Origin of the sequence: Gleimia hominis, from assembly GCF_002871945.2 — a bacterium.
Classification (GTDB): Bacteria; Actinomycetota; Actinomycetes; order Actinomycetales; family Actinomycetaceae; genus Gleimia; species Gleimia hominis_A.
This window is the reverse complement of record NZ_CP126963.1, coordinates 1,938,604-1,963,400: the sequence shown is the minus strand read 5'-3', so window position 1 is coordinate 1,963,400 and position 24,797 is coordinate 1,938,604. Positions and strand designations below refer to the sequence as shown.

Sequence of the window (24,797 nt, the reverse complement as noted above, 5' to 3'; positions counted from 1 at the left end):
CACAGCCTGACCGCATGGGCGAGCAACCGCCACGCTCTAGCTAGCTATTCCAGCTTCGATCTAGACGGAGACAATAGGAACTATTGCGCTGCGCGGGCAAGAACAGCGCGCAGCGGGATAATCCACGTACTACCGACCTTACTTCCAGGCAGATTCCCAGTTTTGAGGCGGTCGTTCACAGCCTGCCTACTGATCTTTAATATGCGCGCGGCTTCCGTAACCGAACACAACGCGGGAAGCGGCTCATTCAAAAGCTCGTCGTCCGTTACGCTCGTGGGCGCCAGCTCCAGCGCATAGGGTTCCCCTGCAGCCTTAGCGGTACTGTACGCGGAGCGGAACGCTTCCGGTAGATCTGCTGCCTCAACCACACTGACGTTAACTTCCCAAATCCCACTCACTAAAACTTTGCCGTCAGTACCCTCACGAGCCTCTTAACTTCGTCAGACACCATGTTCCACCCAGTTAACATACGCCAATACTTGCTAGTTGGCAAGGTTTGGCGTGTTTCGCATATTTTGTCCGCTTAGCTGGGTTGGTGCCTCAGGTTTTCTGACCATGCGGGATACACTTGCAGATGTAAGGGAAGATGTGGTGTCGATCAGGCGAATTGAGGGTTACGAGGAGGCTTGAGCCGGCTTACTGGTCGTCTCCGGTTTCCTCGCTTCGACGTGTTTCCCCGCGTTTAGCCTGGGCGGCGAGCATGTCATCAAGGCCTTCACGGAAATATAACAATCCATAATCATCTTCATCAATATCTTCACTCAGAATTAATTTGTCCCACGCGTCCAATAATTCAGGGGAAAAAATGAACCCCTTATTCTTGAACAAGCCAGGGGCTGCGGTTTGCACTGCAAAGAACGGATCAGTTTCATAATAGGTAGACCCGTAACGACCTTTCCACATACTCTCGTCGGTCTGTGCTTTCAACTCCCTTATGGAACGCTCCACAGCCTCATCAAAATCCATAACTCACCCGCTTCCACCTACCCCAATTATAGTGCGTCAAAAATACACAACGTACAGCATAAGGCTAGAGACACAAGCGGGCTGTCCGCAAAATAATGGTCTTAGTGGGCAACCGGCCCTCCACATAAAAACTAAAGAGAGGCGGTTGAGATGATTTCGCAGATCCCAAATTGGATCACAGCATTAGCCACTGTAGCGATCGCCATATTCGCATGGCGTGAACTGCGTAAGTGATCCACAGCCGGTTGCCCTACCTACAGGGTACAAGATGACCTCTGCGTGCGGCAAACCTCAGGGCTTGAAATCATCTAAATAAAGAATGAAGAGCATTCCGAACACGTTTAGAGGCCGCGTAGTGCTCACGCTGCTTTGTGCGGATTGCACGACGATAGTGGCCAAACCCCAACCATGCGAAAACCCCGCCATTTCAAGGAAACAGCGGGGCGCTGGCGGAGAGCAAGAGATTCGAACTCTTGGTAGGGGGTTGCCCTACAACGGTTTTCAAGACCGCCACCTTCGGCCGCTCGGTCAGCTCTCCAGTGCGTCCATTCTACCGAACGTCACAGCAATGCTGAAACTCGGACCGACCCCCACAAGAGCGAAACCGGCCACAGTCCCAGGCACTAGAATCTATCAAGCGCCATGTGCGGGCGCAGACAAGTCCTCCCCGCGAACACCACCCGCCTTCGTCTCCTCCACCGGAGTCCAACCCGGATACGCAGACGTAGCCGACGTCGACGGTTTACGCGACCGATACACAATCGGCGGCCGCGTCACATACCCCACCGGCGCAGAAAACACATGCACTAAACGTGTAAACGGCCAAATCGCAAACAACAACAACGCCGCCACAATATGCAACTGGAACGACAATGGAACCCCAGCCATAACCTCAACATTAGGCTGAAAAAAGAATATGGAACGGAACCAAACCGAAATGGTCTCCCGGTAGTTATAACCACCCTCAGGCCCAAAAATCTGATTCGACGCAGTCGCAAACGCCCCCAACAACAACGGGATCGTAAGCAACACGTACACCACCCGGTCACGCTTCGTATTCGCAAACCGCACCGACCGCTTCACAAACCTGCGGTACACCAAACCGAAAAACCCAACCAACGTAACCACAGCAGCCAACCCACCACCAATAGTGGCCAACAAGTGATACTGATGCTGAGTAACCCCAATCGCTTCCGTGGCCTCCTTCGGAATCACCAAACCCATCACATGGCCCACCGCCACCGCGAGAATACCCAAATGAAACATCGGCGACGACCAGCGCAAAGTCCGGCTCTCACGCAACTGCGACGACTCAGAGGTCCACCCGTACTGATCCGAGTTATAACGCCAAACCAGACCCACCACCATTAACGTCAAACACACATAGGGAAACACACCCCACAAAAACACACTCATCTCACAGTCCCCTTCCCAGCCTCGCGGCCAGCAACATTTTGCTCAGCACCCGCAGTCTGCGTGGCAGTGGCCCCGTCATCACCCGCGTCCTGTGCCGCAGCAGCGGAACCTTTCGCACCGCGACCGCTTGCGCTTCGCCCGGCAGAGTCGCGACCGGTAACTTTACTACCATCAGGCGCATGCATCATATCCGTTGGCCACGGCAAATCCTGAGGCTGATCCAACCCGACCAGCTCCGTCGGTGGGCCCTGGCGGATCAGCTGAAAAATCCGCTGCTCAGTTGCCTCATCCACCTGCGGTAACGCCATCCGCAACGCAGCCACCACTTTCGCCCACGGAGAATCAAACGAAGCCAACGCCGCATGCAGAATCTCCACACCCTCCCGGTTCGCAGCGATCGCGCCCTCCACCAACTGCAAGTCCTCACCCTCACACCGGGCAGCCAGCTTCAAGCACGCGTGGTAAATAATCCGGCAACGCCTCCCCACGCGGCGGTTCAAACCCCACCGCAGCATACAAATCCTGGAAAATCGTCAACGCAATCCCCCGCTGCCGCGTATCCCCAGTCGCATAATACGTAAGCTCCAACGCACACCGCCGCTTGCGGTCAAACGTCTCCACATACGCCTCCTGCACATGAGTGCGCCCAGAAAACACAGCCCACCCACAGAAACTATCCAACTGCTCAGCCACCTGCGCAGGCAACCGCGCCGCCAACTCCCGCGCAGCTAGCACCACCGCATCCCAATTCTCCTGCGGGTAATCCAACAGCAAACCACACGCCAAAAACGTATCCGCCCGCTGCTCAGGGGTATGCGCCACCACCGGAGTAACAGGCGCCTTCTGCCGCTTAGGCACAAAACTCGGCGCACACCGCGAACCAGAAGACATACTCACAACCCCGGACGCTTCCCAATAGAAACCGGCACCTTATTACCACGAGGCCCAAAATCACCCCGATCACCCACCGGACACAAATACTCCGTTGGCGTCCGCAACGTCTCCGGATGCGTTGTCGGAATCACATACCGATCCTCGTACTTAGCAATCGACAGCAACCGATACATCGCCCGCACCTGGTCCTCAGACATGCCCACAGCCTCAGGAATCTGCGGATTCGGATCATTACCCAACGTAATATCGCGCATATACGAACGCATCGCCGCCAACCGCCGCAACGACCGCTCAACCGGACGCGGATCCCCAGCCGTGAACAAACCAGCCAAATAATCCAACGGAATCCGCATCGTCGCAATCGCAGTCAGAAGAATCTTATGATCCTCCCCATCATTACCCGACGCCGTCACCGCATCCACCACCGGCGACAACGGCGGAATATACCAAACCATCGGCATCGTCCGATACTCCGGATGCAACGGCAGCGCCAAATCATACTCTTTAATCAACTTATAAACCGGAGAGTGCTGCGCCGCATCAATAAACGAATGCGGCACCCCACTCGCCTGAGCAGCAGCCACCACCTCAGGATCATTCGGATCCAACATGATCGACCGCTGCGCCTCATACAAATCCCACTCATTCTCAGTGGCCGCAGCCTCACTCACCCGGTCCGCATCATACAAAATCACACCCAAATAACGCAGCCGACCCACACACGTTTCCGAACACACCGTTGGCTCACCCTGCTCAATCCGCGGGTAACACAACGTGCACTTCTCCGCCTTACCTGAATGGTGATTAAAATACACCTTCTTATACGGACACCCCGACACGCACATGCGCCAACCCCGGCACGCATCCTGATCCACCAGCACAATCCCATCTTCCGTACGCTTATACATCGCACCAGACGGGCAAGCAGCCACACACGTAGGGTTCAAACAATGGTTACAAATCCGCGGCAGGTAGAACATGAACGACTCCTCAATGGACGTCTTCACACTCATATTCATCTGCTTCAAAACCGGGTCTGCATCTAACGTCTCCGTGGACCCCGCCAAAGAATCATCCCAGTTCGGACCCCACTCAATATTCTTCAAAGACTGCCCAGTCATCTGCGAACGCGCCTGCGCCACCGGCAGTGCCTTCGAATCCGCTGGCGCATTCAACAACTTATCGTAATCGTAAGTCCACGGTTCGTAATAGTCATCAATATCGGGCATCAGCGGGTTCGCGAAAATCTTCGAAAGCTGACGCAACTTACCACCCGAACGGGGCACCAACTTACCCGATTTAGTACGCTTCCACCCGCCCTGCCACTTATCCTGATCCTCCCAAGTCCGAGGGTAGCCAACACCAGGTTTCGTCTCTACGTTGTTAAACCATATGTACTCCGTGCCCTCCCGGTTAGTCCACGCCTGCTTACAGGTAACCGAACACGTGTGGCAACCAATGCACTTATCGAGGTTCATCACCATCACAACTTGGCTCATTACCTTCATGGCTGCATCCTCCCTGTCAAAAACTTCCCAGACTTAAACCAGACCTAAAACCGTTCCGGCCCAAAATCTTCTAAAACTCCACGTCTTGACTACGCCGGCGAATCACCGTCACCTCATCCCTCTGGTTACCCGTCGGCCCAATGTAATTGAATGCGTAAGACAACTGCCCGTACCCACCAATCAGGTGCGTGGGTTTAAGGAAAATGCGGGTCAGAGAGTTATGCGTCCCCCCGCGCTTCCCCGTGCCCTCATTCAACGGCGTGTGCGTAATCCGCTCCTGCGCGTGGTGCATGTACACCGTGCCCTCCGGGATCCGGTGCGACACTATTGCCCGCGCAGAAACCACGCCGTTACGGTTATGTGCCTCAATCCACTCGTTGTCCTTAACCCCAATCTTCTGCGCATCCGCCGGGCTCATCCACACGGTTTGCCCACCGCGCCCAAGCGTCAACATGTACAAGTTGTCGAAGTACTGCGAGTGAATCGACCACTTATTGTGCGGCGTCAAATAACGCACCGCCACTTCCGCGCCCCCACTGCCATCTTCACGCACAGTACCGGGCGCTGCCTCACCAAACAAATGATGCAAATCCAAAGGTGGTTTATAGATCGGCATGGTCTCGCCGTACGCATCCATCCAGTCGTGATCCAAATAGTAATGCATCCGTCCCGTGAGGGTGTGCCACGGTTTCATATACTCCACGTTCTGGCTGAACGCCGTGTAACGCCGCCCCCCATGCTCAGAACCAGACCACTCCGGGGTTGTTATCACCGACTGCGGTGCCAACTGCACCTCTTTCAACGAGATCTCGTGGTCCTCCTGACCCGCCGACATCTCCACCATGTTCCCATCGCTCCCCACCTTTTCTTGCAGCTGTTCAAAACCGCGGGTAGCGAGCCTCCCGTTCGTAGCGCCCGAGAACTTCAAAATGAACTCGCACGCCGCCAAATCAGTAGCTAAAGACGGACGCGGACCAATCGGGGTGTCCACCAGCCCGTACTCTTTCGCCATCTCTTTCACTTCCGGCTCCGGGTGCAGCGTGACGCCCTTAACCGTCTCCCCCAGTTTTTCAAGCAGCGGGCCAATCGACTTGAATTTTTGCCCAATCGCCGAATAGTCCCTCTCTACCGGCACAATCTTCGGCATATTCTGCCCCGGCACCCACCCGCATTCCGCGCGTGGCACCACCACGCCATTGGGGTTAGCCAGTTCGTCGGGCGTATCCGTGTTCAACGGGCACGCCACCACGTCCGTCTCCACCCCCAGGTGGCCGGCAGCTAGCTCAGAAACCTTATCCGCCAGGTTTGAATACAGCTCAAAATCCGTGCGCGCCTCCCACGGCGGGTTAATTGCCGCGTTAAACGTGTGGATGTACGGGTGCATGTCCGTGGTCGACAAGTCGTGCTTCTCGTACCAGGTAGCAGCTGGGAACACGATGTCCGAATGCAACGTGGTAGAGGTGTTGCGAAAATCTGCGGTCACAAACAAATCCAACTTGCCGTCCGCGCCCTGTTCCCGCCACCGCATGTGCTTCGGACGCTGCGCTTCACCCAGTTCCTCCCCCTGTACGTCATTATCGGCACCCAGCATGTGCCGCAAGAAGTACTCCGTGCCCTTCGCGGAAGAGCCCAGCAGGTTCGTGCGCCAGTTAAACAACACTCGCGGGTAGTTCACCGGATTAGACGGGTCTTTAGAAGCGAACTCCAACCGACCCGCCTCCAGTTCCTGCGCCACATACGGGCCCACATCTAAACCCACCTCTTTCGCTTCGCGTCCCAACCGCAGAGATGACTTGTTGAACTGCGGGTACGTGGGTGTCCATCCGCGTTCTTGCGCTTCCAACAGCGAATCCGCAACGTTCACGTCCTCAACCTTCGCGGTCGAAACCGCGGACGCCAACCGCGAGGTTTTCAACGCGTCGTAACGCCACTGCTCGGTTGCTAAATACCAAAATCCCGTGGAAATCATGTGGCGCGGCGGCCGGTGCCAATCCAACCCAAATGCGTAGTGCTGGAATGATGCCACGGGACGCACCTTCTCTTGCCCCACGTAGTGCGCCCAGCCACCACCGTTCACACCCTGCGTGCCACACATCGACGTTAAGGCCAAGATTGTGCGGTACACCTGGTCGGAGTGGAAGTAGTGGTTAGTACCCGCCCCCAACACGATCTGGGAGCGCCCCTTCGAATCGTCCGCGTTCTGCGCGAACTCCCGACCAACCCGGATAGTCGCGTTCGCAGGTACCCCCGTGATCGACTCCGCCCAACCCGGGGTGCACGGACTAGAAGTATCCGCGTACCCATCTGGCCACTGCCCCGGCAGGCCCTCGCGCTCCACCCCGTATTGGGCAAGCAGCAGGTCGTACACCGTGGTGACCCACTGGCCGTCGTAGTTAATGGCCGGCACCCCACGTTTAATCGCGCCCGCACCCACCGAGTGCTGCGCCGCTTTGCCATCCGGCACCAAGTCGAAGCGCGGGAGCGTCACCTCGGTCGGCTCTCCGTTTACCTCCGCGAGGCTCATCACGGGGTCCACGCCCTCCATCTTCAAATTCCAGTGGCCATGCCCCTCAGGGGTAAACCGGTCCGCCATGGTGCCACGCGGGTCTTTAACCGTCCCATCTTTACCCATCACCAGGTACCGCGCTTCCGGTTTCGGCGCGTTCTTAGTCTGCTGCGAAACGCTCGTCACGTCCTTTACCGTGAGGAACTTGCCGGGCACCAGCCCCTGCTCTGTCTGCTCCAGTTTCACCAAGAACGGGCTGTCAGTGTACTTGCGCATGTAGTCCAGGAAGTACGGGGTTTGCTTCTGCACGTGGAATTCCTTGAGGATCACGTGGCCCATCCCGAGCGCTAATGCCGCATCCGTACCCGGGTTTACTCGCAGCCATTCGTCCGCGAACTTCGTGTTATCCGAATAGTCCGGGTTGATCGACACCATTTTCTGCCCGTGGTAACGCGCCTCCGTCATGAAGTGCGCGTCGGGCGTGCGGGTAAGTGGCAGGTTCGACCCCCACACCAGCAGGTAGGTGGCGTTGAACCAGTCACCGGCCTCCGGCACGTCCGTTTGGTCACCAAATACTTGCGGGGAGGCCATTGGCAAGTCCGCGTACCAGTCGTAGAACGAAAGCATAGTTCCACCCAAGAGCTCCAGGAAGCGTGCGCCCGCACCATAGGACACCATGGACATCGCGGGAATCACCGAGAAGCCCGCGAGGCGGTCGGGCCCGTACTCCTTGATGGTTGAAACCGTTGCGGCCGCTGTGATTTCCGTGGCTTCTTCCCACGTGGCTCGCACCATCCCACCTTTACCGCGCTGCGACTTGTAACGCTTCGCCAACTTCGGGTCTGAGGCCACCGCATTCCACGCATCCACCGGATCCGGGTGCGACTTCTTCGCTTCCCGGTACGCCTCAAGAAGCACTGAACGAATATAGGGGTAGCGGATACGCGTTGGGGAGTATTCGTACCAAGAAAACGCGGCTCCACGCGGGCACCCCCGCGGCTCGTAATCGGGCATATCCGGACCCGTGGACGGATAGTCCACCGCCTGAGCCTCCCACGTGATCAACCCATCTTTAACGAACACACGCCACGAACACGAACCCGTGCAGTTCACCCCATGGGTAGAACGCACAACCTTGTCGTGGCTGAAACGCTGGCGGTAAAAACTGTCGGCTTCCCGCCCACCCAGCAAAAACATTTGCCGCGCGTCTTCACTTACATCACCTCTGCGCAGTTTAGCGCCCAGTTTCAATAAAGATGAGTTAGCCATCGTTACCCTTTCCGCAAATCTGTCTGTGCCCAAACGCTGCCACCACCCTGGCGAACCCCGCGTCCTTCAAGAACCTCGTGCTTTTCAAGAATCACCCGCCCAGCACCGTCGGAGCCCCTAGCCTGGGAACGGCGCCCCTTTTAGCGCGTACTGCTTCCAGCACAGCACGGATCCGACAACGCAGAACACTGCGCAAATAAAGAACCAGGTGGAAGCCGACACCGCTGTTAGTGCCATCGACACCACGAACGGGCCCAATGAGGCCACGGCCGCGGTGAAACCAATCGCCCCACCGGCCTGACGCGCCGGCATGATCATCGGCATCTGCTTGAACGTCCCCGCGTTACCGAACCCAGAGAACAAGAACATTACCAGCATTGCTGTTAAGAAAAAGTAGAAGTCCGTTTTACTCTTCGGATTCATGAGGAAGTAGCCACCCACCGCGAGTGACACCGCCATCCCCACGCCCGAGATGAACGTCCAAATTGCCCCGCCCATCTTGTCGCAAAACGGCCCCCACAGCATCCGCACCACGGAACCGATAAGGGGGCCGAGGAACGCAAATGACGCGCCCGTAACCGCAAGTTTCAGTGGTGACTGCGCCCCAAAGTTGTCGTTAATCAACAGTCCGAACACGGCGGAGAACCCCGAGAAAATCCCGAACGTCATCACGTACAGCACCGTCATGTACCAGGTGTTGGGGTTAGAGAAAATGTCTAGCTGCTGTTTAATATTCGCTTGGATCGGCACGTCCCTCAACAACCAAAACGACAAAACCGCAGCCACAATGCACCACGGAATAAAGAACACGGCAGCGTTGTGAACCCACAGGGGCCCGCCGTCTCCCTGTTGGGGAGATAGCCAGGTGAGGCCAAACAGAGAAAAGCCCATCAGTAGCGGCCCAACCAGTTGGATAATTGACATCCCCAAGTTCCCGATACCGGCCTGCAGGCCCAAAGCGGTGCCCGACAGGCGTTTAGGAAAGAAGTACCCGGTGGATGGCATGTAACCAGAGAACGATCCGCCGCCGATACCGCACATGAACGCTAAGGTCAGTAGCCACCAGTACGGCGTATTCGTGTTCTGCACGGCAAAAAACCAGCCGAGCATCGGGATGATGTACAGCAGTGAGGAAATGCCCACGAGCTTACGCGTGCCCACAATTGGCGGTAAGAACGTGTAGATCAAACGCAGCACCCCGCACGACAGGCCCGGCATCGACGTGAGCCAATACAGTTGCGCCTTCGTTAAGTCAAAACCAATTTCGTTTAGTTTCGGCGCTATCGCTGACACTAGGAACCACACGCAGAACGCGAGGATCATTGAGAATGTACTAATCACTAGGGTGCGCCACGCGATGCTGGCGTTCCACTTGTTGGGATCGTTCGGATCCCACCCCTTCAGGAGGTATTTTGATTCCTTAGTTACCATGTCATCCTCACGCAGTTACTACTTATCGGCCCTAGCATTCCACAAATATTCACACCTTTTTCCGGTTTAATATAGTGGGAGAGAATGTGCTGACTGTAAGGGCTTTCTTGAGGTCCGCCAAACCCGGGATGCGCCGAGCGTAAACACAATTAAAGTAAGTTCATAATTACGTAAATGAAGGGTTAAGGGATGGGCGACAAGAACACCAACTCGAAGATAAAACAGAAGAAACTGGCAAAATTACGACACCGCGTCGCAGGTGCGGTAATTATGGTGATGCACGACAGCATTCGCGCCAGCCAACCTGGCAGTGCCGGCAACCTCGCGCGCCAACTGCTACAAAAGTATCAAGTTGACACCCCAGACCTCGTTCTTGTCGACGAAGATGCCGCTAAGGTACAGGGCGCAATCAAAGCTGCAATCGCAGGCGGCGCCCGGGTGATCCTCACCTGCGGTGGAACCGGCGTGACTAAGAGCGACATCACCCCTCAAGCAACTGAACCGCTACTGGCCGCGCACCTGGACGCAATTCGCTGGCAAATCGCTCAACAAGGCCTGTCGATGACCCCACTGGCGTCCCTGTCGCGCGGACTCGTGGGCGTAACCTCCCAAGATTCCGACGGGGTACTCATCGTCAACTCCGCCGGGTCACGCGGCGGCGTAAAAGACACCATCACCGTAGTGGGCCCACTCATCCCTCACGTGTTAGAACAGCTGGACCCAGACACGTTCAAGCTAGTGACAGAGGAATCAAACTAGCGCAGACCCAATCCCCACACGACCGACGCGCCGAACAATACTGCGCCTTCAGGCTGGATACTTCGGTGGCGCGCCTTCAACCTGGCTACCGGCGACGGCCCAAACGCCACCCTTTCGCCTCCCGTGCTGGTTGATGCGGTTTATCCAACAGGCCCCGCGAAATCGCCGCAGCAAACGGCGGCCACAGCGGCAACCGGGGCATTAACAGTGCCTGCACCGCATGGTAATTGTCTTTTAAACCCGGCAGGTAAGATTCCGTGACCTCATTATCTTCCGACAGGCACCGGTGCCAATACCCGGGCTGCTCAATCACGTACTCCTCCACGTAATCTAACCACGAACGATAGTGGTGGTCGTAATGCTCCACGGAACCAATACTTCCGCCGTCGTCCAACACCGCTTGCCGCAGGGCGATCGTTGCGGCAATCCCCTCAGAAACAATCCACTGCATACGCGACGCATCCACCACATTGCCCTCAAAATCAACGGAATACACGAACCCCGGTTTCCCATTACGACGCCACCCATCCACGCGGGCACGTTCAAACATCTCTTGCGACAGTTCCAGAAGCCAATCCGGCGAGGTGCGCCCAATCGTCTTATTGGCAGCCCGCACGTGAACCGCAAGCCGGGCCCACTCCATCTGGTGGCCAATCACCACCGCGTTCGGAAAATGCTGCTCACCGCGCGAATGCCCCGGGTAATTCACCAGCGGCTGCCAGTTGGAATCGTAGTGTTCCCCCACCCGCCAATCGTTATTCGACGCCTCTTCGTACACGAACCGCAAAATCGCGGTGGCGCGGTCTATCCACACCGGGTCGTCCATCACTTCCGCCACCGCGAGGTACGCTTCCGTCGTGTGCAAGTTAGAATCCATGCCCCGGTAATCCGCCAATTCCGAATAGTCGCGGTTATAGCGCGCCCGCACCCGATCCACAGTTTCGTCCCACCAATGCGCCTCTTGATCCCGCATCGCTTCCAGCAGGAGCTCGTTACCACCCGGCCGGTTAGCCACCGTTGCCGACGCCGCCGCTAACAGCAAGAACGCGTTCGAGTACTGACGTTTCCACGCCCCATCCTCACCGTGTGGCACCCCGTTGCCATCCGCATCCGGCTGATGCTCAATCGCGAAAAACCAGCCGTCAAACTCCGGGTCCTTAAAATACTTCCGTAAACACCGCACCCCATGGTCCGCATACTTACGCGACCCCGGAATCCCCAGTTCGGTAGCTAAACAAAACACGTAAGTGAACCGAGCGGTGGCCGCTAGATCCACCGGGCGGGTCTTGTCAATACTCCCATCGGGGTTCAACATCCCAAACCCCGTTGGCACCATCGCGGACCGGCCAGTTTCAACCAGCGCCTGCAAATGCTTACTCAACCAACGGTTGTGTTCAATGGAATCTAACCAGCTCATAACGCATCCCCTCATTGGAACTACCGCCCACCCACGGGCAACTAGCTGTCTTAACTCCAGGCTAGCGCCTCCGCTTACACGCCGGGTTGCGTTCGGTAGTTTCCCAAGTTTTCAGAGGCGTTACTGGCGCGTTTCAAGACAGTTACGGGCGGTGCTTACGGAAGTGCCCCAGGTTTTCAGAGGCGGTTTAGAACACGATGAGGCCGTTGCAAGCCGGTGAGGCGGTTGCAAGCCGGTGAGGCCCCCTAGAACACAGTGAGGCCGTGATCGCGAAAGATTTCCCGCGCAGCCTCCGTGGCTTGTTTCGACGGGGGTTCGACGTCAGCTAACTGGTAGTCAATGCCCAGGCTGTCCCATTTATCGCGTGCCATCTGGTGGAACGGGAGCACTTCAACCCGCTCCACGTTCGGCCACGCGCTCACTATCCGCGCGGCTTGCTCCACGTTATCCGGGTTGTCCGTAAGCCCCGGGACCAGCACGAACCGGGTCCACACGGGAATCCCCCGCTGCGCAAGCACGTTTCCGAACTGCACGGTGGGTTCCAGGGGGCGCGAAGTCGTTTTCTTGTACGTGTCCGGATCCCCAGATTTCACGTCAAGCAGCACGAGGTTCAAGTTGTCCAAAATCGTGTCCGTTGCAGACCGTCCTAGGAAACCCGAAGTGTCGATCGTCGTGTGGATCCCCTGTTCCCGGCACCGCACCAGCAGGTTCTCAAGGAACTTCGGTTGCATCAGCGGTTCCCCACCCGAGAACGTGACCCCACCTTTACTGGCGCGGAACACGGCTCTATACCGACGGATGCGGTCCATCAGGTCATCGGTCATCACGGGGGTACCGTTACGCATTTTAAACGTGTCGGGGTTGTGGCAGTACAGGCATCGCAGTGGGCAGCCCGCGAAGAACGTGGTCATGCGCGTGCCCGGCCCGTCAACCGCGGTCACTAACTCCCACGAGTGCACGGAACCAATCTCCCCGGCCCGCACCGCTTCGAAATGCGCGTGCCGATCCAACTCCGGAGCCTTCTTAATTCCCTGCAGGCCCGCCCCAGAAACCCTGGGGACTTCTTCTTCTAACGGTTCGGGGCGGTACTGTCCGGTCAGACCCTCCGTCTGCCAGAACGCACCGCCCCTATCGAGTTTTTCACTCAAAATCGAGTTAATCCCTCAAACTTACATGCCGTCGTGGAACGTGCGCGACAGCACGTCCAGCTGCTGTTCGCGCGTTAGACGCACGAAGTTCACGGCGTAACCCGACACGCGGACCGTCAGCTGCGGGTACTTCTCTGGGTTCTCCATCGCGTCTTCTAACGTTTCGCGGTTAAGCACGTTGATGTTCGCGTGGTACAGGCCTTTTACCCCACCGTTGTCCGCCCGGTTTTCTTTCATGGAAGCCAGGCGCTGTTCAAAAGTCATGGTTGCCATTTTTGTCTCCTTATTATTTTGCTTCTTGAGGTTCTGCGCGAACCCTATAGCTAGTTCTGCTCGTTGAGGTTCTGCGCGAACCCTTGTGGTTATATTTACCGCTTCTTTAGTTAGCCCCGCGCTTAGTCTTGTTTGATGAAGCCGGCGTCCATGATGCCAACCAGGTTCGACACCTGCTCGCTCAGGTCGCGGCCCAGCGACGAGGGGATGATCGTGTTGGTCAGTGAGATGCCATCGAGGGCGTCCGTGTAGTCGAGCTTGCCGACCGAAAGCATGGAAGCCAGCATCCCGTGGGTGTCTGCCCCGTTTTCGGGGTTAGCGCCGGGTGCGAATGGGGTTCCCGCTTCGTGCCCTGAGGGGAACGACCCGGTCGCCTTGCCGTACACGACGTTCGAGGTGATGGTCAGAACCGACTGCGTTGGGATCGCGTCGCGGTACATGGGGATCGCTTTGATCTTAGACATCACGGTGTGCACGATGGTTGCGGCGATGTCGTCCGCACGGTCGTCGTCATTACCGTAGCGAGGGAACTCCCCTTCCGTCTTGTAGTCCACAACCAGCCCCGTTTCGTCCCGAACGGGAGTGACGGTGGCGTATTTGATGGCCGACAGGGAGTCCGCCACGATCGACAGGCCCGCGATACCGCATCCCATGGTGCGGACAATGTCGGAGTCATGTAACGCCATCTCCATTGCTTCGTACGCGTAGCGGTCGTGGCAGTAGTGGATGATGTTGAGGGCTTCCACGTAGGTGCCCACCACCCAGTCGAGCATCTGCTCGTACTTTTCCCAAACCTCATCGAAATCTAGGGGGCCATCGGATTTGATTGGTTCGTAACCTTCCATGACCTGCTTGCCTGATACTTCGTCGCGACCACCGTTGATGGCGTACAGCAGAGCTTTAGCCGCGTTAACGCGCGCCCCGAAGAACTGCATTTGCTTACCTACCCGCATTGGGGAAACACAGCAGGCAATGGCTGCGTCGTCACCCCAGTGGGAGCGGATCTGGTCGTCGGCCTCGTATTGGATCGATGAGGTTTCAATCGACACGCGGGCGCAGAAACGCTTGTACCCCTCAGGCAGGTTTTCGTTCCAGAAGATCGTGATGTTCGGTTCCGGGGCGGGCCCGAGGTTCATGAGGGTTTGCAGCAGGCGGAAAGACGTTTTCGTCACCAGGGTGCGTCCGTCTTCACCGAAACCGGCGTCCGACCAGGTGGCCCAGTACGGGTCGCCCGAGAAAATCTGATCGTACGCGATGGTGCGGAGGAACCGCACGATCCGTAGTTTAATCACCAGGGAGTCGATGATTTCTTGCGCTGCTTTCTCATCTAGCACACCGCGCTTGAAATCGCGTTCGAAGTAAATGTCGAAGAATCCAGATAGGCGCCCGATCGACATGGCGGCCCCGTCTTGGCTCTTAATGGAGCCCAGGTACCCGAAGTACGTCCACTGCACGGCTTCTTGCGCGTTCTGAGCGGGTTTAGAAATGTCGAACCCGTATGCGGCCGCCATGTTCTTCAGCTTCTTCAGGGCCTTGATCTGCTCCGCGTGTTCTTCGCGGTAGCGCGCCCAGTGTTCCGAGAACGGCTCGTTAGCTACAGCGTCTTTGTCTTTTTGTTTCTCTTCAATTAGTTTGTCCACGCCGTAGAGGGCGACGCGGCGGTAGTCCCCGATGATGCGTCCGCGCCCGTACGCGTCGGGCAAGCCGGTGATGATGTGGGAAGAGCGCGCAGCCCGGATGCGGGGCGTGTAAATGTCGAATACCGCGTCGTTGTGCGTCTTACGGTATTGGGTAAAGATCTTCTTCACGTCGGGGTTGGGTTCTTTACCGGCTTCTTTAATCGCCGTTTCAACCATGCGCCACCCACCCTCAGGCATCATCGCGCGTTTAAGTGGAACGTCGGTTTGTAGGCCAACCACAACGTCATCATCTTCACTGATGTAGCCCGCGGGGAAGGCATCCACGTCCGCGGGAGTGTCGATGTCAACGTCGTACACGCGGCGTTCACGTTCGACGGAAAGGTAGTTCTTTTCAAGAGTGTCCCAAAGACGCAACGTTTTGTCCGTGGGGCCTTCTAAGAACTCTTCACCGCCTTCGTAAGGCGTGTAGTTTTGCTGAATGAAATCTCGAACGTCAATGTTTTCGGTCCAGTTACCGGTTTTGAAATCGGCCCAGGCTTCCTCAAACGCTTGCGTTTGCGGTTTCGAAGCGTCTTTAGCCACTTTCTCATCTCCTTAGACGTGCTTGTATTTACGGTTTTTTCTGCTACTGCCTAATCGTATCCGAGCGCGCGAGGCGGTTCCTCAGATGGATTTAAAGATCACACCTGTGCGATCTAGTTCACGAATGGAGTTTTTTGTGGTTCCTTGAGGGTGGTTGGCGGCGCTACCGTTTCCCTAGTAATGCGGCCATAACTGCAGGTGCGCCATCGTATTCGGCGGGGCCGGTGACGGCGTTTGCAGCTGCTTTAACTTCGTCGCTGGCTCCCTGCATGGCGACGCCGTGGTGTGCCCACTGCAGCATCGCTAGGTCGTTGGTCCCATCACCGATCGCAACGGTACCGGTTTCTGGTACCCCCAGTTGCTCGCGCAGTGCTTCTAACCCGGAGGCTTTGGTGACCCCCTCTGCACTGACGTCCAGCCAGGCGGTCCACCCAACGGCGATCTCCACGCCCGGCAGGTCTAGCTGGCCGATGCGCTGCGCGAACTCGTCGCGCGTAACGTTCAGTTCCCGCACTATCAGTTTTGTGGTGCGGGTGCTGGCGACGTCCGCGATGTCTTTTACTATCACGGTGTGTTCGTCCTCCAGTAGTTCCCCGGGTGGGAACGGGCGAGACAGCCAGTAGCCCATGGGGAGGCGTTCGCATCCGAAGAACGCGTCGGGGAACTCCCTGACAATCGTGGAGATGGTTGGCTGGGGGTCGAAGTCGAACCGCTGCACCGCTTGGGCGTGCCCATCGGTTATTTGCAGGGTAATCGCCCCGTTGGAGCACACGGCCCAGCCGTCGCGGATCCCCACTTCCTCCAGCACCGGGAGAGTTGCGTTGATCCCCCGTCCGGTAGAAAGCACCACGTGCGCGCCGGCGTCCTGCAGCTGCGCAACCGCTTGTTTAGACCGAGGGGTCGCCCCGTCTACAGTCAGTAAAGTCCCGTCCAGGTCAAGTGCCACCAGCAGGTTCGGCCCCGCTTGCTCGAGGGTGCCGGGTAAATCCGCTGCCGCCTGGTCCAGCAGATGCTCGAACGGCATCGGCGGAAGTGTGGTAGGCGGCGGTGTCAGTAATGGATTACTCATCGCTCCTTACTGTATGGGGTCGAGCACGCTTACACCACCCATATAGGGCTGCAGTGCCTGCGGAACGTTGATGGAACCGTCTGCATTCTGGTGGTTTTCCAAAATTGCTACGATCCAACGGGTGGTCGCTAGCGTCCCATTTAGGGTTGCGGCAATCACGTTGCCATCCGTTTTGCGTTGGCGAATATTCAACCGGCGCGCCTGGAACGTGGTGCAGTTCGACGTGGAGGTCACTTCCATCCACCGCTCCTGGGTGGGCAACCATGCTTCGCAGTCGAACTTGCGAGCTGCCGAGGAGCCCAAGTCGCCCGCCGCCGTGTCGATCACACGGTAGGGTAGTTCCACTTTCGCGAGCATCTGCTCTTCCCACGCCAGCAACCGCGCGTGTTCTTCTTCAGCTTGCTCCGGCGGGCAGTAAGAGAACATTTCTGCCTTATTGAACTGGTGGACCCTAATAATCCCCCGCGTGTCTTTGCCCGCCGCACCGGCTTCGCGCCGGTAGCACGTGGACCATCCCATGTAGCGCCGCGGCCCCTCATCTAAATCTAAAATCTCATCCTTGTGGTAGCCCGCGAGCGCCACTTCGGACGTGCCCGTAAGGTACAGGTCGTCGGCGGGAAGGTAGTAGATTTCGTCGGAGTGTTCCCCGAGGAACCCGGTGCCTCCCATGATTTGTGGGGTAACCAAAGTGGGAGTCATCATCGGGATGAATCCGGCGTCCACCGCCTGGTCCATTGCCATCGTCAACAGCGCTAGTTCAAGCCGCGCGCCCACGCCCTTGAGGTAGTAGAAGCGCGATCCGGATACTTTTGCGCCGCGTTTCATGTCGATCGCGTCGAGCCCTTCAGCCAGTTCCAAGTGGTCTTTGGGAGTAAAACCTTCTTTGGTGAAATCGCGGGGGTCTCCGCCTTCGTGGCGCAGGACCTCAAATTTGTCTTCCCCACCCGATGGGACTTGTGGCAGCACAATATTGTCGAGGCTGCGCGCAAGTTTTTCTAGTTCCTCAGCTGCCGTATTCGCTTTGGCTTCAAGGGTTTTCACCTCTTCGGCGAGGGCTTTAGCTTTTTCGAGAACTCCGGCGCGTTCTTCTTTCGGGGTTTTCCCGATCGATTTCGACACGGCCTTTTGTTCGGCCCGTTTCGTTTCGAAATCCCGCAGGGCTGCGCGCCGGGCCTCATCGGCCTGCAGGATCTGATCTACAAGATTTGGGTCGGCGCCCCGAGCGATCTGTGAATCGCGGGCTGGTTGGGGGTCCTCACGAAGCTGTTTCAGGTCAATCATGCTTTAAGACTACCGCGGGTAAGCGGGTGCCTGGTATTCGCGCGGGCAGTTTCCGTGTCGCTACGGTTAAACTGGCTGTTAGCAGACCGGTGTTTTGAAACGCTTGGTTTCGGTCTGGTTAGGAGCTTGTTTTGACGACCACCCCCCACACGCACGGCGGCGTGTATGTGATTTATAATCCCGCGAAGGTCGCGCGGCTGCACCGGTTGAAGCGTTTGGTGCGCAGTTTTTGTTTAGAAACTAACGCGGGCGAACCCACGTGGTTGCCCACGAGCGTTACGGACCCCGGGACGGGGCAGGCAGCCCGGGCGGTAGCGGCGGGCGCTTCGCTGGTTATCGCCGCGGGGGGAGACGGTACGGTGCGGGCCGTTGCCGCGGGGGTTGCGAACACGGACGTGCCGCTGGCAATACTGCCGTACGGAACCGGGAACCTGTTGGGCCGCAATATTGATATTCCCCCCGACGACGTGGCAGAAGCAGTGGAGATCGCGTTCTACGGCTACAACTCGCACGCCGACATTTCGTGGCTACGCATTGAACGCGGGGACGAGCCACCGGTGCTGCTACCAGAAGGGCGGCTGCTACCCGAATCGCATTTACAGATGCTGCGTGCCCGCGGCGTTACCCCACCGGCAGCGAACGAGTACCCGTTCGTCGTAATCGCGGGCCAAGGGTGGGATGCGGAACTGTTTGCGGGTACGGACACGCGGTTGAAAAAGCACATGGGGTGGGGCGCTTACGTCGTAGCGGGAGCCCGCACCCTCAAGGTCCCAAATATTAAGACGCTAGTGGAACTGGATGGGCACCGGCGCTACCGCGTTACCGGCCGCTCGATCTTGTTCGCGAACTGCAGCCAACTGATGGCGGGGATTACCCTGGTGCCGGGCGCGCAGATTAACGACGGGCTAATTGACGTGACCGTGTTCGCCACACAAAGTGGGCTCATTGGGTGGCTCGACCTGTTTTCCAAAATCGCTGCGCAGGGCGTTGGAATTAAGCAAAGCTATTTACCGGGCACGGACGGTCGTTTAGACTTTCGTAGAGCCCGAACAATCTCAACACGCACCCGAAAACCGCGGTTAACGCAAGTGGACGGTGACACGATTGGAAAGGCACGGGACGTGTTTGTGCGCATCGACAAACAGGCACTGACACTAAGACACGGCTGAACAGCCGGTATTTAGAGGAGGAAAAACGCATGAGCGACGCCAACAACCCATGGGTCAACCCCGGAGGGCCAACCGAGGAACCGCCGCGGGAAAACCGTGACGCTGCCCCACTCGAACCAGGCGACGCAGCAACCTCCTCAGGGGACAAGACGGACTTGACTACGAACCCGGAAGCCACCAGCGCCGAAGCGTCTAGCACCAAAAAATCCAGCGCTGAAACCACTGACGGTGGGGGCAACAAAGAATCCAACGAAGACTACGCACACGCACAGATGCAGCAACAGGGCGCGAACAACCAAGGGAGTTACCAGCAAGCGGACACTCAGGTGAGTAACCCGTGGAGTAAACCCCCGTCATCGTACGGGTGGTCGGTAGTGAAACCGGGGATCATTCCAATCCGACCGCTGAAGTTAACGGATTTTTTCGAAGCCGTGTTCAGCCTCATCCGGTTTAACCCGGCGGGCACGCTTGGGCTCGCGGTTTTAGTGGGTGTAATCGGCGCACTCCTAGCGGGGGTTTCTAGCGCAATCGTCACCAACACCCCGATACCAGAAATGGGGGAAGATCCGCAGGACATGATCCTGGCCTTCATACCCGTAGGTCTGCAAAGCATCGGGTCGCAGCTGCTCACGGGGCTGCTCACACTGCTGGCGATCCCGATGCTGGTACTGGTTACGCTTGCGGCGGTACGCGGCTACAAACTGAACCTACAGCAAGTGTGGACGGGTGCGAAACCACGGTTACTGCCCGCGCTCGGTGCGGGAATCGTGATTTCAATAATCACCACAACGGTGGGGCTGGTGACGATCGCGGTGGTGGTTGCGGCTGTTATTTTCATAGTCGCCAACTCGCAGATCGACAGTATCCACCTGGTGTGGGTCATTCCTCTTCTGGCGATTGTGGGAATCCTGATCACAGCCTTGTTGAATGCCCGCTTCGCCCTCACCATGCCCGCGGTGGTAGAAGAAAAACTCTCCCCCCTCAAAGCTATTTCTCGCAGCTGGCGACTTTCTAAAGGAAATACGTGGCGACTGGCTGGAATCCTGATTCTCACCATGATCGCCGTCAGCGTCGTCGTCGGCGTAATCTCCCTCCCGTTATCAATCGGGTTAGGTGTGGTAGTGGGGCTCACTAGCACTACCGCAGCAACACTTTCGGCACTATCCGCTGCGGTTACCGCGATCAGCTACGCAATCTCATTCGTTCTAACCACCCCGATCCAAGCGGGTGTGGTAACCATGCTTTACGTAGACCAACGGATCCGGAAAGAAGGTTTCGACATGCAGCTACTGAACGAGTCGCAAACTCACTAATACGAAGATACAGCGGATATGTTAGTTTCCACTGCATTTACTCCAGATCCCGATGAGGCGCGGGAACTGTTGGAACGCGAACTCTCCCACGCGGAATACAACACGTTCGACATGCTCCAAGCGGTGTTCAACCGCTGGCTTCAAGAACTCCTCACAGCCGTCCACTTACCCCCCAACGAAGTGGGATACACGGTTGCGATCATCGCAGCAATCATAGTCGTTGCAGTTCTTGGGCTAATAATCTGGAGGATCCGCAAACACCGTAAAGTCCGCGGGCAAGCTTCCGTTGAAGACGCTTTACTGGACCCAACTGTGAGTGCTGAAGAGTATGCATCGCGCGCCCGCGCCGCCTTGGAAACTGATCCGGATGCCGCGGTAATAGATGCGTTCCGCGCAGTGGTGGCCCTGTTGGACCGCGCAAAAATCATGCACGCCTCCCCCGGGCGCACAGCCGGGGACGTGCAGCGGGAACTGCAGGCACATTTCCCGCCCCTCAGATCAGCGGCAACGCACGCCACCCGCGCATTCAACATCGCCTCGTACGCACAAACCCCAGCTCCGCGGACCACGCGTGAGGACGCGCAGCAGATCCTCATAGTCTTTGACCAGGTAAGCGCTGCCCACCAACGCAAGCAAGCACCTCAAGGGCATTCGGAAGTACACAGGTACCCAGCACCTCAAGGCCACTCGGAAACGCAGGGTCGTCCGGAAGCGCAAGGAGGTGGCAATGAGTGAATCCAAGCCGCTGACTCGTAACACCCGGGCGATCGTGATGTGGGTGGTTATCGCCGTGGTTGCGGTCGTGTTACTCGCCTGGTTTGGCCCCTCGTCGAAAGAACAGGTGCCGTTGGACGCAAAGTCACCTGGCCCCATGGGGACAAAAGCGGTGGTTCAAGTTCTGAAGCAGCACGGGGTGAAAACTCAATCGATTCACTGGGCCAACCAGTTGGAAGCCGTGCAAGGCAAAACGGTGGTGATTACAGACGTGGACGCCATCGAAGAAAAAGACGTGGCGAAAGTGAGAAACGCCCTCAAGAAAGCGCGCCGCACAGTGATTCTAGGGGGCAGTGAACAACGGCTGCACGACCTGGGAATAAACGTGCGCGCTGGGCAAGCGCAAACCATCGCCAAAACCACGTACCTGAACGTCCACTGCACCGCCGGCGTGTTTGGGAACGCGAAAATGGTGGACGGTTTAGCGATGCGGTTTACCGCTGCTTCAACCGAGGACGCGCCCGAAAACTGTGTTGGCGAACCCGCCCTCACCCTGCCTGCGAACGAGCGGCACCCTCAGACCGTACTGCTTGGCGACCCCACGATCTACACGAACGTGTCAATCCGATACTACGACAATGCGGCAGCAGCCCTGGCGTCCCTGTCCGCATCCGAAGATTTAATCTGGTACCTGCCAGTCCTCGACCCGAAAACGGAAGTGGACCCCACCGCAACCGGGTTCCTGCTGCTCATGCCACCGTGGTTCTACTCAGCAGCAGTGCTTGCCGGACTCGCGGTGCTGGCCCTCATGCTGTGGCGGGGCCGCCGGTTCGGACGCCTAGCAACCGAACCCCTCCCCGTGGTGGTTCGCGCAACGGAAACCACGGAAGCGTTGGGGAGGCTCTACGAGCAAAGTGCAGACCCGGGAGTGCCGTTAGAAGCCATCCGCGTGGGCGCACGTCACCAACTGGCCCGCGCTTTCGGCCTGGGAACACACTTCCACCCCGCCGTGCTGGTGAGGCGGGTTGCCGCCCGAACCGAGCGCGAAGAAAACCAGGTGCGCGACGCCCTGTACGGCAAGCAAATAGTTTACAAAACAGAACTCATTCATTACAGCCGACTAATAACGCAGATCCTTCAGGAGGTTACCCATGACTGAATCGACAAACTCTCGCGACGCCCTGCTGCGCGTGCGTTCCGAGGTGTCCAAAGCCGTGGTGGGGCAAGACGCCGCGGTTACCGGGCTGATGATCGGGTTCCTCACCGGCGGGCACGTCCTCCTCGAAGGCGTGCCAGGAACCGCGAAAACCCTGCTGGTGCGCGCCCTGTCAAAAGCACTTTCGCTTGACACTAAACGCGTGCAATTCACCCCGGACCTCATGCCCGGTGACATTACCGGGTCCCTGATGTACAACCGGGCAGCGGGCGAGTTCAACTTCCATGCCGGCCCGATTTTCACGAACCTGTTCCTGGCGGACGAAATTAACCGCACGCCCCCAAAAACGCAGGCGGCGCTGCTGGAATCGATGGCGGAACGTCAGGTGAGCGTAGATGGGCAGCCGCATTACCTACCGAAACCGTTCATGGTGGCGGCAACGCAGAACCCCATTGAGTACGAAGGTACTTACCCGCTGCCAGAAGCACAGTTGGACCGGTTCATGCTGAAAATAAACATGGACATTCCGGCGCGTGATCAGGAAGTGGAGATTGTGTCTAGGCACGCTCACGGGTTCGACCCGTCTGATTTGGATGAGGCGGGCTTGCAGCCCGTGGCCAGTGGGGAGGATCTGCAGGCTGCGATGCGGGCGGTGCAGGACGTGTCGATTCGCGATGAGGTTGTGGGCTACATAGTGGATATTGCGCGGGCCACACGGGTTGCACCGTCTTTGAACTTAGGGATGTCGCCGCGTGCGGCAACCGCGTTGCTGGCAACGGCGCGGGCGTGGGCATGGCTTTCGGGCCGCGATTTTGTGACGCCGGACGATGTGAAGTCCCTGGTGTTCCCCACGATCGCGCACCGGTTGGCATTGCGGCCAGAAGCGGAGGTTGAAGGGTTGAAAGTTGAGTCCGTGCTGGCGTCGGCGTTGGATTCGGTGACTGTACCGCGATGAGTGTTTCGTGGCGTCCCGCCGCCTTACTGTTAGCGGGCATTATCCCGTTGGTGATTGTGCAGCAGCGTTACGTTGCTGGCTTGTGGCTCGTGTTTGTGCTGGTGATGTGCGTTTTGGATTATGCGACTGCGGCGAGCCCGCGGAAGTTGTCGATGCGGCGTGAGCGTTCCAGCGCAGTGCATGCGGGTGAGCCTTCCACCACGTCCCTCACGATTATGAACGCGGGTAAAAGGGATATGCGCGCGGATGTGCGGGACGCGTGGCAACCTTCTGCGGGAGCGCACAACCACATTTTCTCTACCCGCATTCGCGCTGGTGAGAGCGTGGAACACACGTCTGACCTGGAGCCGACGCGGCGGGGCCGGTTACGTACCGACCGGGTTACGGTGCGTTCGTGGGGGCGTATGAGGCTAGTGGCACGCCAATTGTCGTTTGAATGCCCCGGTGAGTTGGATTCCCTCCCGGCGTTTCCTTCTAAGGCGAAACTTCCGGTGGCGTTCGCTAAGTTGCGTGCCGTTGAGGGCATGGCGACGGCGCGGATCCGCGGGCAGGGAACGGAGTTCGACTCGTTGCGCGAGTGGGTTGATGGTGACGACGTGCGTTCCATTGACTGGCGGGCTACGGCGCGCACGGACGATGAGTTGATTGTGCGCACGTGGCGGCCCGAGCGGGATCGGCACGTGGTGATGCTGCTGGACACTTCCCGCGTGATGGCAGCGCGCATTGCGGACACCCCCAGGTTGGACACGGCGATGGATGCAACTTTGCTGCTGTCTGCGGTTTGTGCGCGGGCTGGTGATCACATTTCGATGATTGCGGGCAGTAACGAGGTGGAACAGCAGGTGGTGCGACCTGCGAACGCCGACGCGTTGAACGACGTGTCCCACGCGTTGATGCACGTGGACCCGCAGATGATAGAGGCGAACTGGGCCAGGCTTGCGGCGGCGGTGCATGGCTTGGGAAATAAGGTGTCGCTAATTGTCATTTTCACTTCAATCGACCCGACCGTGCTGGCTGATGCGCTGCTGCCCCAGTTAAGTGTGCTGGCGAATAAGCACCGGGTTATGATCGCATCGGTTGCAGATAGTGAAGATGGGATTTTGAACCTGCCAACCGGTGAAGCCGAAACCACTGCCGCAGACGTGTACCGGGCCGCCGCGTATGAAACGTTGCGGGAGCGTTCCCGTCAGGCAATTACAGGTCTTGAGGCCATGGGCGTGTCCGTGGTTGAGCGCGACGCGGAGAACCTCCCGATGGCAGTAGTGGACCACTACCTGGCGTTAAAAGCTCGCGGCCTACTGTCTTAGACCACGCCAAACTCTGCGTGTTTG

21 protein-coding genes and 1 tRNA gene are annotated in these 24,797 nt (G+C 57.9%); 7 read left to right on the top strand and 15 right to left on the bottom strand.

Going from position 1 to position 24,797, the window contains the following annotated elements; translation table 11 throughout:
• Positions 1-80 precede the first annotated feature (80 nt).
• The 9 genes from CJ187_RS08635 to CJ187_RS08595 form a co-directional block, all read right to left on the bottom strand.
• Complete coding sequence (locus CJ187_RS08635; protein ID WP_102216452.1) at positions 81-398, bottom strand: helix-turn-helix domain-containing protein; 318 nt, start codon at positions 396-398, stop codon at positions 81-83.
• Between the two features lie 238 nt (positions 399-636).
• Positions 637-966 (bottom strand): hypothetical protein, encoded by a 330-nt coding sequence (locus CJ187_RS08630; RefSeq protein ID WP_102216453.1) that lies wholly within the window; start codon positions 964-966, stop codon positions 637-639.
• Positions 967-1,413: 447 nt separating this feature from the next.
• Positions 1,414-1,504, bottom strand: a tRNA-Ser gene (locus tag CJ187_RS08625).
• 95 nt (positions 1,505-1,599) lie between these two features.
• Complete coding sequence (gene narI / locus CJ187_RS08620; RefSeq protein WP_102216454.1) at positions 1,600-2,382, bottom strand: respiratory nitrate reductase subunit gamma; 783 nt, start codon at positions 2,380-2,382, stop codon at positions 1,600-1,602.
• A complete protein-coding gene (locus CJ187_RS08615) occupies positions 2,379-2,870 on the bottom strand; it encodes a hypothetical protein (RefSeq protein ID WP_284667512.1) in 492 nt (163 codons plus the stop codon). Before CJ187_RS08615 ends, narI begins: the two co-directional genes overlap by 4 nt.
• Positions 2,812-3,273 (bottom strand): nitrate reductase molybdenum cofactor assembly chaperone, encoded by a 462-nt coding sequence (narJ, locus tag CJ187_RS08610; RefSeq protein ID WP_284667510.1) that lies wholly within the window; start codon positions 3,271-3,273, stop codon positions 2,812-2,814. The genes CJ187_RS08615 and narJ overlap by 59 nt, the downstream gene beginning before the upstream one ends.
• Before the next feature lie 2 nt (positions 3,274-3,275).
• A complete protein-coding gene (narH, locus tag CJ187_RS08605; RefSeq protein ID WP_102216456.1) occupies positions 3,276-4,784 on the bottom strand; it encodes a nitrate reductase subunit beta in 1,509 nt (502 codons plus the stop codon).
• A gap of 70 nt (positions 4,785-4,854) precedes the next feature.
• Positions 4,855-8,559, bottom strand: a complete 3,705-nt coding sequence (locus CJ187_RS08600) for a nitrate reductase subunit alpha (RefSeq protein WP_102216457.1) — start codon at positions 8,557-8,559, stop codon at positions 4,855-4,857.
• A gap of 117 nt (positions 8,560-8,676) precedes the next feature.
• Positions 8,677-9,990 carry a nitrate/nitrite transporter gene (locus tag CJ187_RS08595; protein WP_102216458.1) on the bottom strand — a complete coding sequence of 438 codons (1,314 nt, stop codon included), beginning with the start codon at positions 9,988-9,990 and terminating at the stop codon, positions 8,677-8,679.
• Positions 9,991-10,179: 189 nt separating this feature from the next.
• On the opposite strand from CJ187_RS08595, the gene CJ187_RS08590 reads away from it, so the two are divergent.
• Positions 10,180-10,749, top strand: coding sequence for a molybdopterin-binding protein (locus CJ187_RS08590; protein ID WP_102216459.1), 570 nt, complete (start codon positions 10,180-10,182; stop codon positions 10,747-10,749).
• Between the two features lie 85 nt (positions 10,750-10,834).
• Here CJ187_RS08590 and CJ187_RS08585 read toward each other — a convergent pair whose 3' ends face one another.
• From CJ187_RS08585 to serS, 6 genes are all read right to left on the bottom strand, one after another.
• Positions 10,835-12,166 (bottom strand): AGE family epimerase/isomerase, encoded by a 1,332-nt coding sequence (locus CJ187_RS08585; RefSeq protein ID WP_158237727.1) that lies wholly within the window; start codon positions 12,164-12,166, stop codon positions 10,835-10,837.
• 245 nt (positions 12,167-12,411) lie between these two features.
• On the bottom strand, positions 12,412-13,314 hold the full coding sequence (pflA, locus tag CJ187_RS08580; protein WP_233187336.1) for a pyruvate formate-lyase-activating protein: 903 nt from the start codon (positions 13,312-13,314) through the stop codon (positions 12,412-12,414).
• 21 nt (positions 13,315-13,335) lie between these two features.
• On the bottom strand, positions 13,336-13,587 hold the full coding sequence (grcA2, locus tag CJ187_RS08575; RefSeq protein WP_102216461.1) for an autonomous glycyl radical cofactor GrcA2: 252 nt from the start codon (positions 13,585-13,587) through the stop codon (positions 13,336-13,338).
• Between the two features lie 122 nt (positions 13,588-13,709).
• Positions 13,710-15,809 carry a pyruvate formate lyase family protein gene (locus CJ187_RS08570; RefSeq protein WP_102216462.1) on the bottom strand — a complete coding sequence of 700 codons (2,100 nt, stop codon included), beginning with the start codon at positions 15,807-15,809 and terminating at the stop codon, positions 13,710-13,712.
• A gap of 163 nt (positions 15,810-15,972) precedes the next feature.
• The gene (locus tag CJ187_RS08565) at positions 15,973-16,878 is read right to left on the bottom strand and encodes an HAD family hydrolase (RefSeq protein ID WP_102216463.1); all 906 of its coding nucleotides are present in this window, start codon (positions 16,876-16,878) and stop codon (positions 15,973-15,975) included.
• Between the two features lie 6 nt (positions 16,879-16,884).
• Complete coding sequence (gene serS / locus CJ187_RS08560; RefSeq protein ID WP_102216464.1) at positions 16,885-18,159, bottom strand: serine--tRNA ligase; 1,275 nt, start codon at positions 18,157-18,159, stop codon at positions 16,885-16,887.
• Between the two features lie 131 nt (positions 18,160-18,290).
• On the opposite strand from serS, the gene CJ187_RS08555 reads away from it, so the two are divergent.
• The 6 genes from CJ187_RS08555 to CJ187_RS08530 are packed head-to-tail and all read left to right on the top strand — an operon-like array spanning position 18,291 to position 24,773.
• Positions 18,291-19,328, top strand: coding sequence for a diacylglycerol/lipid kinase family protein (locus CJ187_RS08555; protein ID WP_233187337.1), 1,038 nt, complete (start codon positions 18,291-18,293; stop codon positions 19,326-19,328).
• A 29-nt stretch (positions 19,329-19,357) separates the two neighbouring features.
• A complete protein-coding gene (locus CJ187_RS08550; protein WP_102216465.1) occupies positions 19,358-20,641 on the top strand; it encodes a glycerophosphoryl diester phosphodiesterase membrane domain-containing protein in 1,284 nt (427 codons plus the stop codon).
• Between the two features lie 18 nt (positions 20,642-20,659).
• Positions 20,660-21,376, top strand: coding sequence for a DUF4129 domain-containing protein (locus tag CJ187_RS08545; RefSeq protein WP_102216466.1), 717 nt, complete (start codon positions 20,660-20,662; stop codon positions 21,374-21,376).
• Entirely contained in the window at positions 21,369-22,514 is a 1,146-nt protein-coding gene (locus CJ187_RS08540; RefSeq protein ID WP_102216467.1) for a DUF4350 domain-containing protein, read from the top strand. Before CJ187_RS08545 ends, CJ187_RS08540 begins: the two co-directional genes overlap by 8 nt.
• Complete coding sequence (locus tag CJ187_RS08535; RefSeq protein WP_102216468.1) at positions 22,507-23,466, top strand: AAA family ATPase; 960 nt, start codon at positions 22,507-22,509, stop codon at positions 23,464-23,466. Before CJ187_RS08540 ends, CJ187_RS08535 begins: the two co-directional genes overlap by 8 nt.
• Positions 23,463-24,773, top strand: a complete 1,311-nt coding sequence (locus CJ187_RS08530; protein WP_102216469.1) for a DUF58 domain-containing protein — start codon at positions 23,463-23,465, stop codon at positions 24,771-24,773. The genes CJ187_RS08535 and CJ187_RS08530 overlap by 4 nt, the downstream gene beginning before the upstream one ends.
• The last annotated feature ends 24 nt before the right edge of the window (positions 24,774-24,797 follow it).

Excerpts from the sequence above, each read along its gene's own strand:
- CJ187_RS08630 (WP_102216453.1), bottom strand. The coding sequence starts at position 966 with ATGGATTTTGATGAGGCTGTGGAGCGTTCCATAAGGGAGTTGAAAGCA.
- narI (WP_102216454.1), bottom strand. The coding sequence starts at position 2,382 with ATGAGTGTGTTTTTGTGGGGTGTGTTTCCCTATGTGTGTTTGACGTTA.
- narJ (WP_284667510.1), bottom strand. The coding sequence starts at position 3,273 with ATGTCTTCTGGTTCGCGGTGTGCGCCGAGTTTTGTGCCTAAGCGGCAG.
- narH (WP_102216456.1), bottom strand. The coding sequence starts at position 4,784 with ATGAAGGTAATGAGCCAAGTTGTGATGGTGATGAACCTCGATAAGTGC.
- CJ187_RS08600 (WP_102216457.1), bottom strand. The coding sequence starts at position 8,559 with ATGGCTAACTCATCTTTATTGAAACTGGGCGCTAAACTGCGCAGAGGT.
- CJ187_RS08595 (WP_102216458.1), bottom strand. The coding sequence starts at position 9,990 with ATGGTAACTAAGGAATCAAAATACCTCCTGAAGGGGTGGGATCCGAAC.
- CJ187_RS08590 (WP_102216459.1), top strand. The coding sequence starts at position 10,180 with ATGGGCGACAAGAACACCAACTCGAAGATAAAACAGAAGAAACTGGCA.
- CJ187_RS08585 (WP_158237727.1), bottom strand. The coding sequence starts at position 12,166 with ATGAGCTGGTTAGATTCCATTGAACACAACCGTTGGTTGAGTAAGCAT.
- grcA2 (WP_102216461.1), bottom strand. The coding sequence starts at position 13,587 with ATGGCAACCATGACTTTTGAACAGCGCCTGGCTTCCATGAAAGAAAAC.
- CJ187_RS08565 (WP_102216463.1), bottom strand. The coding sequence starts at position 16,878 with ATGAGTAATCCATTACTGACACCGCCGCCTACCACACTTCCGCCGATG.
- serS (WP_102216464.1), bottom strand. The coding sequence starts at position 18,159 with ATGATTGACCTGAAACAGCTTCGTGAGGACCCCCAACCAGCCCGCGAT.
- CJ187_RS08550 (WP_102216465.1), top strand. The coding sequence starts at position 19,358 with ATGAGCGACGCCAACAACCCATGGGTCAACCCCGGAGGGCCAACCGAG.
- CJ187_RS08545 (WP_102216466.1), top strand. The coding sequence starts at position 20,660 with ATGTTAGTTTCCACTGCATTTACTCCAGATCCCGATGAGGCGCGGGAA.
- CJ187_RS08540 (WP_102216467.1), top strand. The coding sequence starts at position 21,369 with ATGAGTGAATCCAAGCCGCTGACTCGTAACACCCGGGCGATCGTGATG.
- CJ187_RS08535 (WP_102216468.1), top strand. The coding sequence starts at position 22,507 with ATGACTGAATCGACAAACTCTCGCGACGCCCTGCTGCGCGTGCGTTCC.
- CJ187_RS08530 (WP_102216469.1), top strand. The coding sequence starts at position 23,463 with ATGAGTGTTTCGTGGCGTCCCGCCGCCTTACTGTTAGCGGGCATTATC.